Here is a 15,624-nt window from a genome sequence, read left to right as displayed (position 1 = left end):
CCTGGTTGTTGAAGTTTGAGTTCATTTTCCGTTCACCTGGATCGGGGCGTCCGGACACTTCGCCCGCATAGCTTCACACTCGACGGTGAGCCCACTACCTGGACAAACGTCCTAAATCCTCCGGTCGGGACACCGCTGACGACGTTAGAGGAGATCTTGCGGTGAAGAACGGTTCTCGGCTGGCCGCCCTGGGCGGCGTCGTGATCGCTGGCGCCCTGGCCCTGAGCGCCTGCGGCAGCGACGACAACTCCGGCAGCACTGCGAGCGAGGCCCCCACCGGCAACATCGACTGCGCCAAGGGCACGGTCAACGCCGCCGGGTCGAGCGCCCAGAAGAACGCGGTCGAGGAGTGGACCAAGCTGTACTCGGCCAAGTGCGCGGGCGCGAACCTGAACTACAACCCGGCCGGGTCGGGCGCGGGCATCCAGTCCTTCAACTCCGGCCAGGTCTCCTTCGCCGGCTCGGACTCGGCCCTCAAGCCGGAGGAGGTCACCGCCGCGACCAAGCGCTGCGCGGGCTCCCCGGCCGTGAACCTGCCGATGGTCGTCGGCCCGATCGCCGTCGTCTTCAACGTGGACGGCGCCGACTCGCTGAAGCTGTCCCCCGAGACGGTCGCGGGCATCTTCGCGGGCAAGATCAAGAACTGGGACGACCCGGCGATCACCAAGGAGAACGCGGGCGTCAAGCTGTCCGGCGCGATCAAGCCGATCTACCGCGCGGACGAGTCCGGCACCACCGACAACTTCACCAAGTACCTCAAGGCCACCGCCCCCGGCGCGTGGACCTGGGAGCCGGCCAAGAAGTGGCCGAACGGCGTGGGCCAGGGCGCGACCAAGTCCGACGGTGTGGCCGCCCAGGTCAAGAGCACCAAGGGCTCCATCTCCTACGTCGAGCTGTCCTTCGCGACCAACAACAGCCTGAAGACCGCCGACATCAAGAACGGCGCCGGCGAGTACGCCAAGCTGTCCCCGGAGAGCGCGTCCAAGGGCGTCGCGGGCGCCAAGGTCGTCGGCACCGGCAACGACGTCGCCCTGAAGATCGACTACACGACCAAGGAGGCCGGGGCCTACCCGATCGTCCTGGTCACCTACGAGATCGCCTGCACCAAGGGCCTGCCCGCCGACCAGGCGAGCTTCGTCAAGTCCTTCCTGACCTACACCTCCAGCGCGGACGGTCAGAAGATCCTCACCAACCTGGGCTACGCGCCGCTGCCCGACAGCGTGCTCACCAAGGTCCAGACGTCCGTCAAGGCCCTCTCCTGACACCCGAGGTCCCTGACTCCGGCAGCCCCCTCGCCAGCACCGCTGGCCAGGGGGCTACCCCCGGTTCACCCCATCCCACCCCACCAGGAGGGTCTCCCGTGAGCAGTCAGTCCGGCGTCGACGCCGCGGTCGGCGCGCGGCATCGCGCAGACGGCCGACGCTTGAGCACCGGCCGGGCCGGTGACAGGATCTTCGCCGGGGCCGCCCGCGGCTCCGGGATCCTGGTACTGGCGATCATGGCCGCGATCGCGGTCTTCCTCGTCTGGAAGGCGATCCCGGCGCTCCAGGACAACAAGGCGAACTTCCTCACCTCGCAGGACTGGAACCCGAACGCGACGCCCGCGAAGTTCGGCATCGCCCAGCTCGCCTTCGGCACGGTCGTGTCGTCCGCGCTGGCGCTGATCATCGCCACCCCGGTCGCGATCGGCATCGCCCTGTTCATCGCCTTCTACTCGCCGCGGAAGATCGCGTCCGGCCTCGGGTACGTCGTGGACCTGCTCGCGGCCGTCCCGTCGATCGTGTACGGCCTGTGGGGGCTGCTCGTCCTCGCGCCGAACATGGAGGGGATCAGCAAGGCCCTCAACACCGCGCTCGGCTGGATCCCGTTCTTCGGCGGCGACAGCCCCGGCAAGAACTCGATCTTCACCGCCTCGGTGGTGCTGGCGATCATGATCCTGCCGATCATCTCGTCCATCTCCCGCGAGGTCTTCCTCCAGGTCCCGCGCGCGCACGTGGAGGCCGCGCTGGCGCTCGGCGCGACGCGCTGGGAGATGATCCGGCTGTCGGTGCTGCCCTACGGACGGTCCGGCGTGATCGGCGCGTCCATGCTGGGGCTCGGCCGCGCGATGGGCGAGACGATCGCCGTCGCGATGGTGCTGACCTTCGCGCCCGGCGTGAACGTGCACATCCTGGAGGACGGCGGCAACACCTTCGCCGCGAACATCGCCAAGAGCTTCGGCGAGGCCACCGTCACCGGACGCGGCGCGCTGATCGCCTCCGGCCTCGTGCTCTTCGTGATCACCCTCGTCGTCAACATGGCCGCCCGGGCGGTCGTCGCCCGCCGCAAGGAGTTCGTGTGAGCAGCCCGTCCACCTCGCTCGGGTCGGTCTCGGCCGGGCGCAAGATCAAGGACCGGCTCGTCCAGGGCCTGGTCTACCTGGCGTTCGCGCTCGCGGTGATCCCGCTGGTCTCGCTGCTGTGGACGGTCGTCAAGCACGGCGCGAAGCGGTTCGACGCCGACTTCTTCAACCGCTCCATGAACGGCCTGGCCGGCAAGGACGCGGGCGGCGGCGCCTACCACGCGATCATCGGCACCCTCGAGCAGGTCCTGATCACCAGCCTGGTCGCGGTGCCGATCGCGCTGCTCGCCGCCGTCTACCTGGTCGAGTACGGCGGCCGGAGCCGCCTGGCGAAGGTCGTCAGCTTCTTCGTGGACGTCATGACGGGCATCCCGTCCATCGTCGCGGGCCTGTTCGTCCTGGCGCTGTGGCTGCTCACGCTCAAGATGGGCTTCTCCGGCTTCGCCGGCGCGCTGTCCCTGGCCATCCTGATGATCCCGACGGTCATCCGGTCCGCCGAGGAGATGCTGAAGCTCGTCCCGAACGACCTGCGCGAGGCGTCCTTCGCGCTGGGCGTGCCGCGCTGGCGGACGATCTGCTTCGTCGTCCTGCCGACCGCGCTGCCCGGCATCATCACCGGCGTCATGCTCGCCGTCGCGCGGGTCATGGGCGAGACCGCCCCGCTGCTGCTGACGATCTTCATCACGAAGGCGATCAACACCGACCCGTTCACCGGCCCGCAGGGGTCCCTGCCCACCTTCATCTGGGACCAGGCCGCCGACCCCAACACCAACGCGGTCGACCGTGCCTGGACCGGCGCGCTGGTGCTGATCCTGATCATCATGCTGTTCAACCTGGTGGCCCGGCTCGTCGCGCGCGCCTACAAGCCCACCGGACGCTAGTTCACCCGAGGAGTACGAAGTCTCATGGCCAAGCGGATCGAAGTCTCGGGGCTGCACGCCTACTACGGCGGCACCCACGCCATCGAGGACATCTCGATGACGGTCGAGCCGCGCTCGGTGACGGCGTTCATCGGACCGTCCGGCTGCGGCAAGTCCACCTTCCTGCGCACCCTGAACCGGATGCACGAGGTCATCCCGGGCGCCCGCGTCGAGGGCAAGGTCATGCTGGACGACGAGGACCTCTACGGCCCGTCCGTCGACCCCGTCGCCGTGCGCCGCACCGTCGGCATGGTCTTCCAGCGCCCCAACCCGTTCCCGACGATGTCGATCTACGACAACGTCGCCGCGGGCCTCAAGCTGAACGGTGTCCGCCGCAAGTCCCAGCTGGACGAGATCGTCGAGGGCTCCCTCAAGGGCGCCAACCTCTGGGAGGAGGTCAAGGACCGCCTCGGCAAGCCCGGCGCGGGCCTGTCCGGCGGCCAGCAGCAGCGCCTCTGCATCGCCCGCGCGATCGCCGTCCAGCCCCAGGTCCTGCTGATGGACGAGCCCTGCTCGGCGCTCGACCCGATCTCCACCCTCGCCATCGAGGACCTGATCGCCAAGCTGAAGGACCAGTACACGATCGTCATCGTGACCCACAACATGCAGCAGGCCGCCCGCGTCAGCGACCGCACCGCCTTCTTCAACATCGCGGGCACCGGCAAGCCGGGCAAGCTCATCGAGATCGACGACACCTCGAAGATCTTCACCAACCCCGAGCAGAAGGCCACCGAGGACTACATCACCGGCCGCTTCGGCTGACCTCCGGCCCTGTTCACCACACCAGCTGAGAGGTTTCGGATCCCAGCCCCCGGTTATATAATTCTTCATATAGTCACAGAGTGAGCGAGCTGTGGCACATCGAGATCGAGCCGGAGATCCGGGAGTGGCTGCGGGCCCTGTCCGATCGGCACTACGACAAGGTCGAGCGGGCGGTCGACATGCTCGCGACCCGGCCGACGACTCTCGGTGAGCCGTACTCGCGGCACCTCGGAGGCAAACTCCGAGAACTCCGCTTCACTCTGGACGGGAGCGCCGTCCGTCTGTCCTACTGGCTCGCCCCGGAACAGCGGATCGTGCTGTTGACCGTGTTCCGCAAATCCAGGCCACGGGAGGAGGCGGAGGTCGAGCGGGCGAGACTGGCGCAGAGGGCGTGCGAGGCGGGCCACGGCAGGGCCGAGCACATATATGACCGAACCTCGGAGGACGGGCGTTGAACCACGAGCTGTGGAAGACCCGGAGGACCAGGCGGCTCTTGGGGGAGTCGGTCGAGGAAACCCCTGGCTACACGGAGGCGGGACACGCGTTCGGCCTCGGTCAGGCCGTCTACGACCGCCGCACCGAACTGGGACTCTCCCAGGCGGAACTCGCCAGGCGAGCGGGCATGACGCAGCCCCAGATCTCCAACATCGAGGGCGGGGACTCGGTGCCCACGCTGCCCCTGCTGACCCGCCTCGCCGGCGCGCTGGACTCCGCGCTCACCATTCGCCTGGACGACGAGGTCTCCACGTTCGTTTTCGCCTCGCATGGGAGCCCGCCGGCGGATGCCGGTACCGGGACCTCCGCAGCTTGAGCCCGAGCGATCGAGGTTGGCGCGGACGTCGGGCGCGGTCCCTGGTTGAGCAGTCCGCCTGAGGCGGTGTCCGGTATCCATCGATCGCGAACTGGTGGGGAACCGGGTATACGTCCGGGTCAGTGGGCGAGGATCGGGTTGTAGATGCAGGAGGCGGTCGTGTGGCCGCCGGGGGCGGTCGCCGTTTTGACGACCCTGCCGTTGACGGTGATCCGGCAGGCCGCCGTGCCTGACGCCGTGTCGTTGCGGACGTCGACCCGGATGAGGTCCAGGCCGCTCACGTCGCGGCGTTCGCGCTTGCGCCAGGGGAGGCGCGCGTGGGTGCTGTAGGCGGTGACGTCGCCGAAGGAGTAGGTGACGTCGGCCTTCGCCAGGCCGTCCGCGCCCTGGGCGTCGAGGACGATGTCGGCGTTCTCGGTCCTGCGTGTCTGGTCGGCGACTCCGGCGACCAGCGTGATCCCGACGGCCGCGAGCAGGCCGAGGACGCCGAGGACGAGTCCCGCGAGGGCCAGGCCCCGCCCGCTCTGGGCCTTCCGCCTGATCCGGGGCAGCGCCAGCAGCCCGAACGCGATGGCGAGGACGCTGCCCACGCCGCACAGCCACAGGATGCTGAAGATCAGTGAGGCGACCGCGAACGCGCTGACCCCGCCTGATCGTGGCTCCTCAGCTCCGGGAGGGACGTCCGGACCGTACGGCCCCACCGGTCCCATCGGCCCCGCGGGCCCGGTCGGGCCGGGATGCCGGTCGGGTGGCGGATGGTGCTCGGACATCGGGACCCCCAGCGGCGCGAACCAGGGGGTCATCGGGCTTCATGCCCTCCCACCTGCGGGTTCATGCTCCGCGCGAGAATGTCGGAGGGGGTCGCTGGATCTCGGTGGACGCGGAGGGCGTCGCGTCCGACGAGGCCCTCACTCTGTGGATCACCGAAGCTCTGGGCTGACCGGGCGGGGCCGCTTGGGTGGCCGGATCTGGACGCGCGGCGGTCAGGTGCGGGCGGGGGTCTTCTCCTCGGAGTCGCCCGGGCGGTGGTCGGGGACGAAGCGGTAGCCGACGTTGCGGACCGTGCCGATGAGGGACTCGTACTCGGCGCCCAGCTTGGCGCGGAGGCGGCGGACGTGGACGTCCACGGTGCGGGTGCCGCCGAAGTAGTCGTAGCCCCAGACCTCCTGGAGGAGCTGGGCGCGGGTGAAGACGCGTCCGGGGTGCTGGGCCAGGTACTTCAGGAGCTCGAACTCCTTGAAGGTGAGGTCGAGGACGCGTCCGCGCAGGCGGGCCGTGTAGGTGGCCTCGTCGATGGTGAGCTCGCCGCTGCGGATCTCGCCGGGCACCTCCTCGGCGTCCGCGACGGCGGCGCGGCCGACCGCGAGGCGCAGCCGGGCCTCGACCTCGGCGGGCCCGGCGGTCTGGAGCAGGACGTCGGAAAGGCCCCACTCGGGGCTGAGCGCGGCGAGGCCGCCCTCGGTGACGACGGCGAGCAGCGGGCAGTCGAGGCCGGTGGTGCGCAGCAGCCTGCACAGGCTCTTGGCCTGGACGAGGTCGCGGCGCGCGTCCACCAGCACGACGTCGGCGGGCGGGGCGTCGATGAGCGCCGATCCCTCCGCCGGGGCCACGCGCACCGGGTGCAGCAGCAGGCCCAGCGCGGGCAGGATCTCGTCGGACGGTTCCAACGCGTTGGTCAGCAGGAGCACGCTGCTCAAGTGCCGCCTCCTCGCCCAGAAAAGAGGTAGAGACCCGGACGGCTCGTCTGCGAGCCCTCGTCCGTGACCGGGCTCGTCATGCGAGCTCCCTGGCCACGTCGCCCGGATCCCTTCGGCCTCGAGCATATACAACGCGTCCCGGGCGGCAACGGTCGGTGCGGTGAGTGCCCGGTTTCTGGCAGGCTGTCCAGCATGGCGAAGGGCATGATCCGGTACTGGGCGGCGGCCAAGGCCGCGGCGGGGGCGGCCGAGGAGCCGTACGACGCGGCGACCCTCGCCGACGCGCTCGCGACCGCCGTCGCGGGCAGGGACGACGAGTTCGCGCGGGTCGTCTCGCGCAGCTCGTTCCTCGTCGACGGCGACCCGGTCGGCTCCCGCGCGCACGGGGACGTCCGGCTCCCCGAGGGCGGCGTCGTCGAGGTCCTCCCGCCCTTCGCCGGAGGGTGACCGAACTCACGTCCCGCGCCGTCCCGGCGGCCGTGGACGACGGGAACGGCGCAGGCCACACGAACTTCGGGGATCACTCCCCAGGGTGACGCGCTCCCCTCGGGCACCGGCACTACTGTGTGGCGACCACGCCAGGTGTTCGCTACCCGAAGGAGAGAGATGCGCAAGTTCCTGCTGGTGGTGCTCGTCCTGCTGGTCGTGGGGCTGGTGGCCGCCGACCGGATCGGGGTGCGGGTCGCGCAGAACGAGATCGGCAAGCAGGTCGCGGCGCAGTACAACCTGTCGCGGCAGCCCGACGTGTCGATCCACGGGATCCCGTTCCTCACCCAGGCCGTGGGCGGCGAGTACGACCGGATCGACGTGGGCATCGGCGACTGGACGCAGCAGGGGATCACCGTGCGCGACGTCAAGGTCGAGATGCGCGGCGTGAACGCCCCGCTGGACCAGGTCGCGGCCGGGAACGCCGACAACGTGACGGCGCGGACCGCCACGGCGTCCGCGGTGCTGCCGTTCGACGTGATCAAGGGGCGGGCGCCCAAGGAGGTCAAGGCGGTCCGGGCGAAGGACGGGAACCTCGAGGTCGACATGGTCGGGCAGGTGCTGGCGTTCAGCCTGAACGGCACCGCGGAGCTGAAGGTCGTGCCGTCCCGGCGGGGCATCTCGATCACTCCGGTCAAGGTCACCACGAGCGGGATCTCGGTGCCGCTGGACGCCGTCCGGGACCGTCTGACCTGGTACGTCCCCATCACCGAGCTGCCGCTCGGGTCGCGGATCAGCCGGATCCAGGTGACCGACCAGGGGCTGAGGGTCTCGGCGAGCGCCGACAACGTGAAGCTGGGACAGCTCCAGCAGACCGTCCGCTAGGAGAACGGGCGCGGATCGGTACGGACGACGGTGAACCGGACGCCTGTCCCGGACGTGCTGTCTATGTGGGTGCCACCGCGGACGAGCGACTACTGCGCGCCCTGTACGCCGAGCACGGAGGCCCGCTGCTCGGGTACGTCCTGCGGCTGACGGGCGGCGACCGTCCCCAGGCCGAGGACGTCGTACAGGAGACGCTGCTGCGCGCCTGGCGGCATCCCGAGGCCCTGTCCGGACGGCCCGTCCGGCCGTGGCTGTTCACCGTCGCGCGGAACCTCGTGGTGGACGCGCACCGCGCCCGCCGGGCCCGTCCGCCCGAGACCCGGATCGACGAGCACGTGGTCGCGACGCCCGGGGCGGACGACATCGACCGGGCGCTGGAGTCCTGGACGGTCGCCGAGGCCCTGGCCGACCTGAGTCCCGGCCACCGGGCGGTGCTCGTGGAGACCTACTACCAGGGCCGGTCGGTCGCCGAGGCGGCCCACGCCCTCGGCATCCCGCCCGGGACGGTGAAGTCACGGACGTACTACGCACTGCGGGCGCTCCGCCTCGCGCTGGAGGAGCGGGGGCTGGCGCCATGACCGGATGCGGAGAGACGCGGACCGCGCTGGGCGTCTACGTCCTCGGCGCGATCGACCCGGCCGAGCGGGCGCGGGTGGAGGCGCATCTGGCGTCCTGCCCCGCCTGCCGGGACGAGCTGGCGGCGCTCGCCGGGCTGCCCGCGCTGCTCGGCCGCGTGGACGTGGGCCAGATCGACGCGGTGTCCGAGCCCGCCCCGGGCATTCTGGACGGCCTGCTCGCCCGCGTCGAGGCCGAGCGCCGCCGCCCCTGGTACCGGCGCCGCCCGGCGGCGGGCTGGACGCCGCTCGCCGCGGCGGCTGCGGTGGTCATGGCCGTCGGCCTGGTGCTCGGCGGTGTCGTCGGACGTCAGGTCGCGGGCGGCCCGCAGGCCGGTCCGAGGCCGTCCGGCACCTCGTCCGCGCCGAGCGAGACGCGGACCGCGACCGACGCGTCCACGCACGTCACGGCCAGTGTCGTCCTGCGCCGGGGGGCCTGGGGCACGCGCGCCGAGATCACCGTGGGCGGCGTTCCGCAGGGCTCCGCCTGCCGCTGGTTCCTCGTCACGCGGTCGGGGGAGCGGGAGATGCTGGGCAGCTGGTACGTCCCCTATGCCGAGGGCGGCGGCGCGTACGGCGCGACGACGATGTACCCGCGCGACCAGATCGCCTCGTTCCAGGTGGACACCCTCGACGGGCGGAAGCTGGTGACCATCCGCACCTGACGGCCCCGGAATCCCGGGCGCGGGCCGTATGTTGTCGCAGGTGATGAGCGGCGGTGTCGTGGTCGCGGTGGTCGTCCTCGTGGCGGCGACCGCGTTCGGCCTGGTGTGGCGTTGGCGGGACGGGAGGTTGCGGGCGGTGGACGACGGGCGGCTGCGCTCCGACGATCTCGGGGCCGACCTGGGCGAACGCGCCACGCTGGTGCAGTTCTCGACGGCGTTCTGCGCCCCCTGCCGGACGACCCGGCGGATCCTGGACGAGGTCGCCGGGATGGTCGACGGCGTCGTCCACGTCGAGGTGGACGCGGAGGCGAACCTCGGCCTGGTCCGGCGGCTGGAGATCGTCCGGACGCCGACCGTCCTGGTGCTCGACTCCGGCGGCCGGATCGTGCGCCGGGCGAGCGGCGCGCCCCGCAAGGCCGACGTGATCGCCGCCCTCGGCGCGGCCGTGAGCTGACCCTGCTGGCCGCCGCGGGGTTTATCCGGCGGCGTCCAGGAAATCGATAATCAGGGCCCTGACCTGCGATGAGACGCTCGTCACCGTCTCGATGGGCGAGACGGGCGTGACATCGGCGCGCGCCCCGGTTTAGCATCGGAACGTGCGTTACTGGACAGAGCAGCTGCTCACGAAGCGTCGCGCGGTCGACTTCTGCCGCGTGTCGGCTTCGCTCTGTCGCCTGGTCTGAGGCATCGAGCCGTATCCGATTCCGGTGTCACGAACACCGCTCGTACGCACGCTTCCCCCGGTTCCGGGAGCCCCTGATGCAGGTCGACCCGCGAGGGCAACGGTTCTCCGCCGTCCTCACCTCGGTCGTCCTCGTGGCGGTCCTGGTCACGGGAAGCGGGGCTCTGCTCGCCGCCCAGACCGTGGTCTTCGCCCTCGGCGCACTCCTCGGTCCGCGGTACGCCCCGTACGGGCTGGTCTTCAGGGCGCTCGTCCGGCCGCACATCCACCCTCCAGACGATCTCGAACCCGAGTCGCCGACCCGCTTCGCGCAGGGCGTCGGTCTCGTGTTCACGCTGGCGGGGACGGTCGGATTCGCGTTGGACATCCCCTGGATCGCGCTCGGCGCCACGGCCCTCGCGCTGGCGGCGGCGTTCCTGAACGCGGTGTTCGGGCTCTGCCTCGGCTGCGAGATGTACCTGATGATCCGCCGCCCGCAACCGAATGATCGCTCCGACAGGGAGGTTCCCGCATGAGCCGCTCAGACGTCCTGGTGGACGCCACGTGGGTCGAGGCCCACCTCGACTCCCCCGGTCTCGTCCTGGTCGAGGTGGACGAGGACGTGTCCGCCTACGACAAGGGCCATATCCGCGGCGCCGTGAAGATCGACTGGAAGACGGAGTTGCAGGACCCGGTCCGCCGCGACTTCGTCGACCGGCAGGGCTTCGAGGAACTGCTGTCCCGCAAGGGCATCGCCAACGACGACACCGTCATCCTCTACGGCGGCAACAACAACTGGTTCGCCGCCTACGCCTACTGGTACTTCAAGCTGTACGGCCACGCCGACGTCAAGCTCCTCGACGGCGGCCGCAAGAAGTGGGAGCTGGACTCCCGCGAGCTGGTCCTGGACGTCCCGTCGCGTCCGGCCACGCAGTACCAGGCCAAGGAGCAGGACCTGGCGATCCGCGCGTTCCGCGACGAGGTCGTCGACGCGATCGGGGCCAGGAACCTGATCGACGTCCGCTCGCCCGACGAGTTCTCCGGGAAGCTGCTGGCCCCGGCGCACCTGCCGCAGGAGCAGGCGCAGCGGGCCGGGCACGTCCCGACCGCGCGCTCGATCCCGTGGTCCAAGGCGGCCAACGACGACGGCACGTTCAAGTCCGACGAGGACCTGCGCGCGCTGTACACCGCGGCCGGCGTGGACCTCGGCAAGGCGACCATCGCCTACTGCCGCATCGGCGAGCGCTCGTCCCACACCTGGTTCGCCCTGCACGAGCTGCTCGGCCTGCCGGACGTGAAGAACTACGACGGCTCCTGGACCGAGTACGGCTCGCTCGTCGGCGTGCCGATCGAGCTCGGCGACGCGAAGTGATTCCCGAGCCGATCCTGAAGTAACCCCGAACCCACCTGGTAAGACCTTCCGCCGTGCCAGGCGGAGAAGGAGGACTCCGATGACCCAGGGCTGCGCAGCGCCCGCGCAGACGGCGCACCTTCCGGCGACCGTCGACCTTGCCAACGAGGCAGTGATCCAGGGAACCGTCGTCCGCGACGGACAGCCCGTGTCCAGCGCCTACGCCCGCCTGCTCGACTCCACCGGCGAGTTCACCGCCGAGGTCGTGACCGGCGACGAGGGCGTGTTCCGCTTCTTCGCCGCCGACGGCGACTGGACGGTCCGCGTCCTCGCCGCGGGCGGTGTGAGCGTGGACCACACCATCTCCGCCCGGACCGGCGAGGTGGCCGCCCTCGAGGTGACCATCTGACGACCGGAGAACGGTCCCTCCGGAACCCCGCCAGGCCCTCGCGCCCGGCGGGGTTCCGCCTTTCCCGGGCAGGTGGTCCCGCCGTTCGGGGCCGACGGCCCCGCGGTTCGAGGCCGATGGCACCGGCGGGAGGGGCGGGACGTCCGATGATTGTCGGTAATGTACGGGTCCAGCCGGACAACGGTGCCTTCGGGAGGACGAGGAATGCGTGTACCGGGCATGAGGCCGGGAGTGGCCGCCGGAGCCACGGGCCTGGCCCTGGCGTCGATTCTGGTCGCGGTGCCGGGCGCGGCCGCGCAGCCGAACGCGCCTGCGCAGCCGAACGCGGCGCCCAGCCCGACGCACAAGCCCACGACGAGGCCGACGCACAAGCCGTCCACGAAACCGTCGACCAAGCCGACCGAGCAGCCTTCGCGGTACAAGGCCCCGGTGAAGTGCGACAACCCGCCGGTCGGCGCTCCGGCGTCGGCGATCACCCAGGAGCCCTGGGCCCAGTCGCGGCTCGACTTCGAGCAGGTCTGGACGGCCACCAAGGGCAGCGGGATCAAGGTCGCGGTCGTCGACAGCGGCATCGAGTCGGCCAACCCCGCGCTGCGGGGGAAGGTGGTCGCCAGGTTCGGCCCGGACGACGGGTCCGTGCGCGACTGCCCGGGCCACGGCACCAAGGTCGCGGGCATCATCGCGGCCAAGGACATGCGCCAGCGGAACGTGCCGTTCTACGGGGTCGTCCCGGACGTGCAGCTGCTGGACGCCAAGTTCACCTCGTCCGAGTCGTCCGACAACGACAAGAACCTCGCCCAGGCGATCAAGTGGTCGGTGGACAAGGGCGCGCGCGTGATCAACGTGTCGGTGGACTCCCCGGAGACGCCCTGGCTCGGCCAGGCCGTCCGGTACGCGCAGGCCAGGGACGTGCTGATCGTCGCCTCGGCGGGCAACACCGAGAACCAGGCCAAGGCTCTCCCGGCCTACCCGGCCAACTATCCGGGCGTGCTGTCGGTCGCGGCGGTGGACGCGCAGGGCACGATCGCGAACTTCTCCAACATCCGGACGCGCATCGACGTGTCCGCCCCCGGGCAGGGCGTCACCTCCACGTTCGGCAAGGGCTACGCGGTCGGCAGCCTGGACGGGACCAGTTTCGGCGCGCCCTACGCGGCCGGGGTCGCGGCGCTCGTCCGGGCGCGGCATCCGAGGCTCACCTACCAGCAGGTGATCAACCGGATGGAGATCACCGCCGAGGGCAGCATCGGCACGGGCAGCGGCTTCGGCATGATCAACCCGCAGCAGGCCGTCATGGGCCTGGTCGACCCGAACGCCAAGCCGCAGCAGAAGCAGCCGAAGAAGTCGCTGACCGGCGCGGTGAACATCGCGCCCGTCCCGCCGACCGACCACCGGACCCAGAACATCGCACTCGGCGTCGCGGGCGGCTCCATCGGCGTCGCGCTGCTGGTCGCCTTCGGCGGCGCGGTGATCCCCCTCGGCCGCAAGCGCGGCTGGCGCCCCACCAAGGCCCGCATCCCGCAGGAGGTCGCGGAGGACTGATCCCCTACCCGGCGCCAAAAAGCGAGAGGCCCCGCACCGTCCAGGCGGTGCGGGGCCTCTCGCTTGCCGGTCGGGTCAGGACTCGCGGGGGGTCGACGGGTGGAAGGCGGTCTGGATGAGACGCTTTCCGGCTCGGCGGTCGACGTGCGTGCCGCGGCCCTTGGCGAGGGGCTGCGGGCGGACGTCGAAGAGGTTGCCCTCGTCCTTGTTGCCGGACATGATCAGCGCCGGGCTGGCCATGTCCTTGAGGCGCTGCAGGACCGGGTCGAACATCGCGCGGCCGGATCCGCCCATGGTGCGGGACAGGATCAGGTGCATGCCGATGTCGCGGGCCTGCGGCAGGAGCTCGGCGAGCGCGGCGAGCGGGTTGCCGGACGGCGTGGCGACCAGGTCGTAGTCGTCCACGATGAGGAACAGCTCCGAGCCGGACCACCAGGACCGGTTGCGCAGCTGCTCCGGCGTCAGGTCGGACGGTGGGAGCCGGTTGACCAGGGCGCCGTTGGTGTCCTTCATCAGGCCCATCGCGGCCGTCGAGGACGCGGCGTACCCGATGACGTGCTCGCGCTCGGCCGAGTCCAGCAGGGCGCGGCGGTAGTCGAGCATGATGATCCGCGCCTCGGCGGGGGTGTACCGCTCGCAGATCGAGTCGACCAGGACGCGCAGCAGGTTCGACTTGCCGCACTCGTTGTCGCCGAGCATGACGAAGTGCGGGTCGGCCTCGAAGTCGAGCAGGACGGGGGACAGGGTGTCCTCGTCGATCCCGATCGGGACGCGCTTGCCCGTCTCGGTCACCTGCGGCAGCTGCGTCAGCGGCAGCTCGTCCGGCAGCATCCGGACCTGCGGCGCGCCCGGGCGGCCCTGCCAGGCCGCGTTGACCGTGTCGACCAGGTGCTTGACGCCGGTGGACAGGTCGTCGGAGGACGTCCGGCCGTCGACGCGCGGCAGCGCGCCGAGGAAGTGCAGGCCCTCGCGGGTGACACCGCGGCCGGGCCGGCCCTCGGGCACGTTCGCGGCGAGCTTGCGGTCCATCTCGGACTCGTAGGGGTCGCCGAGCTTCAGCTCCAGCTTGGTCGCGAACAGGTCCCGGATGGTCATCCGGAACTCCGACCACTTGTTGGTCGCGGCCATGATGTGGATGCCGTAGCCGAGGCCGCGCGCGGCGAGGTCGGTGATCGTGGTCTCGATCGCCTCGAACTCCGACCGGACGGTCAGCCAGTTGTCCACGACCAGGAACACGTCGCCGAAGCCGTCGCCGGGGATCTGGCCCTCGGCCCGCAGCTTGCGGTACGCGGCGATCGACTCGATGCCGCGCTCGGTGAACATCCGCTCGCGGGACTCCAGCAGCCCGGCGACCTCGGCGACGGTCCGGCGGACCCGGTCCGGGTCGAGGCGGGACGCGATGCCGCCGACGTGCGGCAGATCGGCCAGGGACGTCATCGAGCCGCCGCCGAAGTCCAGGATGTAGAACTGGACCTCCTGCGGCGTGTGCATCAGCGACAGGGACGTGATCAGCGTCCGCATCAGGGTCGACTTGCCGGACTGCGGCGAGCCCGCCACGCCGACGTGGCCGGCGCCGCCCGCCAGGTCGAGCCACATCGGGTCGCGGCGCTGGTCGAACGGGCGGTCGACGATGCCCGCGAACGCGTGCAGCCGTCCGCGGCCCTCCCAGCCCGCGGTGGTGTAGCCGTGCTCGGGCGTGGCCTGCAGGTTCGGCAGGCTGGAGTCCAGCGAGGACGGCTCGTCCAGCGGCGGCAGCCAGATCGGGTGCGGCGGCGGGCCGTGTCCGGCCAGCTGCTTCACCACCATGTCGAACATGCTGATCTGCGGGCCCTCGTCCTCCTTCTTGACCTGCTTCTGCTGCGGGTTCTCCAGCATCTGCGGCTGCACGTAGGTCGGCGTGAACGGGACGATCTGCGCGACCTGGCGCGGACCGCCCTCCTCCTGCCGCTGCGGCGCGTCCTCGTCCGGGCTGTACGGACCCGAGACGTACGCGGCGCGGAAGCGGGTCATCGTGTCGGTGCCGACCTTCAGGTAACCGTTACCGGGTGCCTGGGGGAGTTCGTAGGCGTCGGGGACGCCGAGGACGACGCGGGATTCCATGGCGGAGAAGGTGCGGAGGCCGATGCGGTAGGACAGGTGGGTGTCCAGGCCGCGGAGTTTGCCTTCTTCGAGGCGTTGGGAGGCCAGGAGGAGGTGGACGCCGAGGGATCGTCCGAGTCGTCCGATCATGACGAACAGTTCGGCGAAGTCGGGTTTGGCGGACAGGAGTTCGGAGAACTCGTCCAGGACGACGAACAGGGTGGGCATGGGTTTGAGGGGTGCGCCTTGTTCGCGGGCTTTCTCGTAGTCGCGTAGGGAGGCGTAGTTCCCGGCGGCGCGGAGCCATTCCTGGCGGCGGACCATCTCGCCGTGGAGGGCGTCGTACATGCGGTCGACGAGGGGGAGTTCGTCTTCCAGGTTGGTGATGATGGCCGACACGTGCTGCAGGCCGTCCATGCCCAGGAAGGTCGCACCACCCTTGAAGTCCACCAGGACGAAGTTCA

The 15,624-nt window shown here is 70.6% G+C and carries 19 protein-coding genes; 16 read left to right on the top strand and 3 right to left on the bottom strand.

Features of this window, described 5'->3' with window-relative positions; all coding sequences use genetic code 11:
• The first annotated feature begins 161 nt into the window (after nt 1–161).
• The 6 genes from pstS (at nt 162) to P696_RS0141935 (ending at nt 4,834) form a co-directional block, all read left to right on the top strand.
• Entirely contained in the window at nt 162–1,262 is a 1,101-nt protein-coding gene (gene pstS, locus P696_RS0141960) for a phosphate ABC transporter substrate-binding protein PstS (RefSeq protein WP_026417008.1), read from the top strand.
• Between the two features lie 161 nt (nt 1,263–1,423).
• The gene (gene pstC / locus P696_RS0141955) at nt 1,424–2,341 is read left to right on the top strand and encodes a phosphate ABC transporter permease subunit PstC (protein WP_051469166.1); all 918 of its coding nucleotides are present in this window, start codon (nt 1,424–1,426) and stop codon (nt 2,339–2,341) included.
• Nucleotides 2,338–3,222 (top strand): phosphate ABC transporter permease PstA, encoded by an 885-nt coding sequence (pstA, locus tag P696_RS0141950; protein ID WP_026417006.1) that lies wholly within the window; start codon nt 2,338–2,340, stop codon nt 3,220–3,222. The genes pstC and pstA overlap by 4 nt, the downstream gene beginning before the upstream one ends.
• Nucleotides 3,223–3,246: 24 nt before the next feature.
• Nucleotides 3,247–4,023, top strand: coding sequence for a phosphate ABC transporter ATP-binding protein PstB (gene pstB / locus P696_RS0141945; protein WP_026417005.1), 777 nt, complete (start codon nt 3,247–3,249; stop codon nt 4,021–4,023).
• Between the two features lie 80 nt (nt 4,024–4,103).
• Nucleotides 4,104–4,478 (top strand): type II toxin-antitoxin system RelE/ParE family toxin, encoded by a 375-nt coding sequence (locus P696_RS0141940; protein WP_026417004.1) that lies wholly within the window; start codon nt 4,104–4,106, stop codon nt 4,476–4,478.
• A complete protein-coding gene (locus P696_RS0141935; protein ID WP_026417003.1) occupies nt 4,475–4,834 on the top strand; it encodes a helix-turn-helix domain-containing protein in 360 nt (119 codons plus the stop codon). Before P696_RS0141940 ends, P696_RS0141935 begins: the two co-directional genes overlap by 4 nt.
• 119 nt (nt 4,835–4,953) lie before the next feature.
• Here the strand turns inward: P696_RS0141935 and P696_RS53545 are convergent, their stop codons facing one another.
• Together P696_RS53545 and P696_RS0141925 are read right to left on the bottom strand one after the other, a co-directional pair.
• Nucleotides 4,954–5,637, bottom strand: a complete 684-nt coding sequence (locus tag P696_RS53545; RefSeq protein ID WP_051469163.1) for a DUF4190 domain-containing protein — start codon at nt 5,635–5,637, stop codon at nt 4,954–4,956.
• A gap of 180 nt (nt 5,638–5,817) precedes the next feature.
• Entirely contained in the window at nt 5,818–6,531 is a 714-nt protein-coding gene (locus P696_RS0141925; protein WP_026417002.1) for a winged helix-turn-helix transcriptional regulator, read from the bottom strand.
• Nucleotides 6,532–6,723: 192 nt separating this feature from the next.
• On the opposite strand from P696_RS0141925, the gene P696_RS0141920 reads away from it, so the two are divergent.
• The 10 genes from P696_RS0141920 (at nt 6,724) to P696_RS51845 (ending at nt 13,081) form a co-directional block, all read left to right on the top strand.
• The gene (locus P696_RS0141920) at nt 6,724–6,978 is read left to right on the top strand and encodes a MoaD/ThiS family protein (protein ID WP_026417001.1); all 255 of its coding nucleotides are present in this window, start codon (nt 6,724–6,726) and stop codon (nt 6,976–6,978) included.
• 159 nt (nt 6,979–7,137) lie between these two features.
• Nucleotides 7,138–7,842, top strand: coding sequence for an LmeA family phospholipid-binding protein (locus P696_RS0141915; RefSeq protein ID WP_026417000.1), 705 nt, complete (start codon nt 7,138–7,140; stop codon nt 7,840–7,842).
• Nucleotides 7,843–7,907: 65 nt separating this feature from the next.
• Nucleotides 7,908–8,420 carry a sigma-70 family RNA polymerase sigma factor gene (locus P696_RS0141910; RefSeq protein WP_026416999.1) on the top strand — a complete coding sequence of 171 codons (513 nt, stop codon included), beginning with the start codon at nt 7,908–7,910 and terminating at the stop codon, nt 8,418–8,420.
• Nucleotides 8,417–9,121 (top strand): zf-HC2 domain-containing protein, encoded by a 705-nt coding sequence (locus P696_RS51850; protein ID WP_051469160.1) that lies wholly within the window; start codon nt 8,417–8,419, stop codon nt 9,119–9,121. Before P696_RS0141910 ends, P696_RS51850 begins: the two co-directional genes overlap by 4 nt.
• Nucleotides 9,122–9,164: 43 nt before the next feature.
• Nucleotides 9,165–9,575: a thioredoxin family protein gene (locus P696_RS0141900; RefSeq protein ID WP_034489918.1), complete on the top strand. Its 411-nt coding sequence runs from the start codon at nt 9,165–9,167 to the stop codon at nt 9,573–9,575.
• Nucleotides 9,576–9,717: 142 nt separating this feature from the next.
• Entirely contained in the window at nt 9,718–9,804 is an 87-nt protein-coding gene (locus P696_RS59500; RefSeq protein WP_407920867.1) for a putative leader peptide, read from the top strand.
• Nucleotides 9,805–9,880: 76 nt separating this feature from the next.
• Nucleotides 9,881–10,318, top strand: a complete 438-nt coding sequence (locus tag P696_RS0141895; protein WP_026416997.1) for a DUF4395 domain-containing protein — start codon at nt 9,881–9,883, stop codon at nt 10,316–10,318.
• Complete coding sequence (locus P696_RS0141890) at nt 10,315–11,154, top strand: sulfurtransferase (protein ID WP_026416996.1); 840 nt, start codon at nt 10,315–10,317, stop codon at nt 11,152–11,154. Before P696_RS0141895 ends, P696_RS0141890 begins: the two co-directional genes overlap by 4 nt.
• 79 nt (nt 11,155–11,233) lie before the next feature.
• Nucleotides 11,234–11,542, top strand: coding sequence for a DUF1416 domain-containing protein (locus P696_RS0141885; protein ID WP_026416995.1), 309 nt, complete (start codon nt 11,234–11,236; stop codon nt 11,540–11,542).
• Between the two features lie 219 nt (nt 11,543–11,761).
• Nucleotides 11,762–13,081, top strand: a complete 1,320-nt coding sequence (locus tag P696_RS51845) for a S8 family serine peptidase (protein WP_170026744.1) — start codon at nt 11,762–11,764, stop codon at nt 13,079–13,081.
• Nucleotides 13,082–13,156: 75 nt separating this feature from the next.
• Here the strand turns inward: P696_RS51845 and eccCb are convergent.
• Nucleotides 13,157–15,624: type VII secretion protein EccCb (gene eccCb, locus P696_RS0141875; RefSeq protein WP_026416994.1), on the bottom strand; the 2,468-nt coding region annotated here is incomplete at its 5' end.

It is taken from the genome of Actinomadura oligospora ATCC 43269, assembly GCF_000518265.1.
Taxonomy (GTDB): Bacteria; Actinomycetota; Actinomycetes; order Streptosporangiales; family Streptosporangiaceae; genus Spirillospora; species Spirillospora oligospora.
Note: the sequence above shows the minus strand (reverse complement) of the source record. Positions and strands in the feature narration are given on the sequence as shown.

What these genes read in the sequence shown, in the direction of transcription:
- P696_RS53545 (WP_051469163.1), bottom strand. Translation starts at nt 5,637, where the DNA reads ATGACCCCCTGGTTCGCGCCGCTGGGGGTCCCGATGTCCGAGCACCAT.
- P696_RS0141890 (WP_026416996.1), top strand. Translation starts at nt 10,315, where the DNA reads ATGAGCCGCTCAGACGTCCTGGTGGACGCCACGTGGGTCGAGGCCCAC.
- P696_RS0141885 (WP_026416995.1), top strand. Translation starts at nt 11,234, where the DNA reads ATGACCCAGGGCTGCGCAGCGCCCGCGCAGACGGCGCACCTTCCGGCG.
- pstB (WP_026417005.1), top strand. Translation starts at nt 3,247, where the DNA reads ATGGCCAAGCGGATCGAAGTCTCGGGGCTGCACGCCTACTACGGCGGC.
- P696_RS0141920 (WP_026417001.1), top strand. Translation starts at nt 6,724, where the DNA reads ATGGCGAAGGGCATGATCCGGTACTGGGCGGCGGCCAAGGCCGCGGCG.
- P696_RS51845 (WP_170026744.1), top strand. Translation starts at nt 11,762, where the DNA reads ATGAGGCCGGGAGTGGCCGCCGGAGCCACGGGCCTGGCCCTGGCGTCG.
- P696_RS0141895 (WP_026416997.1), top strand. Translation starts at nt 9,881, where the DNA reads ATGCAGGTCGACCCGCGAGGGCAACGGTTCTCCGCCGTCCTCACCTCG.
- P696_RS51850 (WP_051469160.1), top strand. Translation starts at nt 8,417, where the DNA reads ATGACCGGATGCGGAGAGACGCGGACCGCGCTGGGCGTCTACGTCCTC.
- P696_RS0141915 (WP_026417000.1), top strand. Translation starts at nt 7,138, where the DNA reads ATGCGCAAGTTCCTGCTGGTGGTGCTCGTCCTGCTGGTCGTGGGGCTG.
- P696_RS0141900 (WP_034489918.1), top strand. Translation starts at nt 9,165, where the DNA reads ATGAGCGGCGGTGTCGTGGTCGCGGTGGTCGTCCTCGTGGCGGCGACC.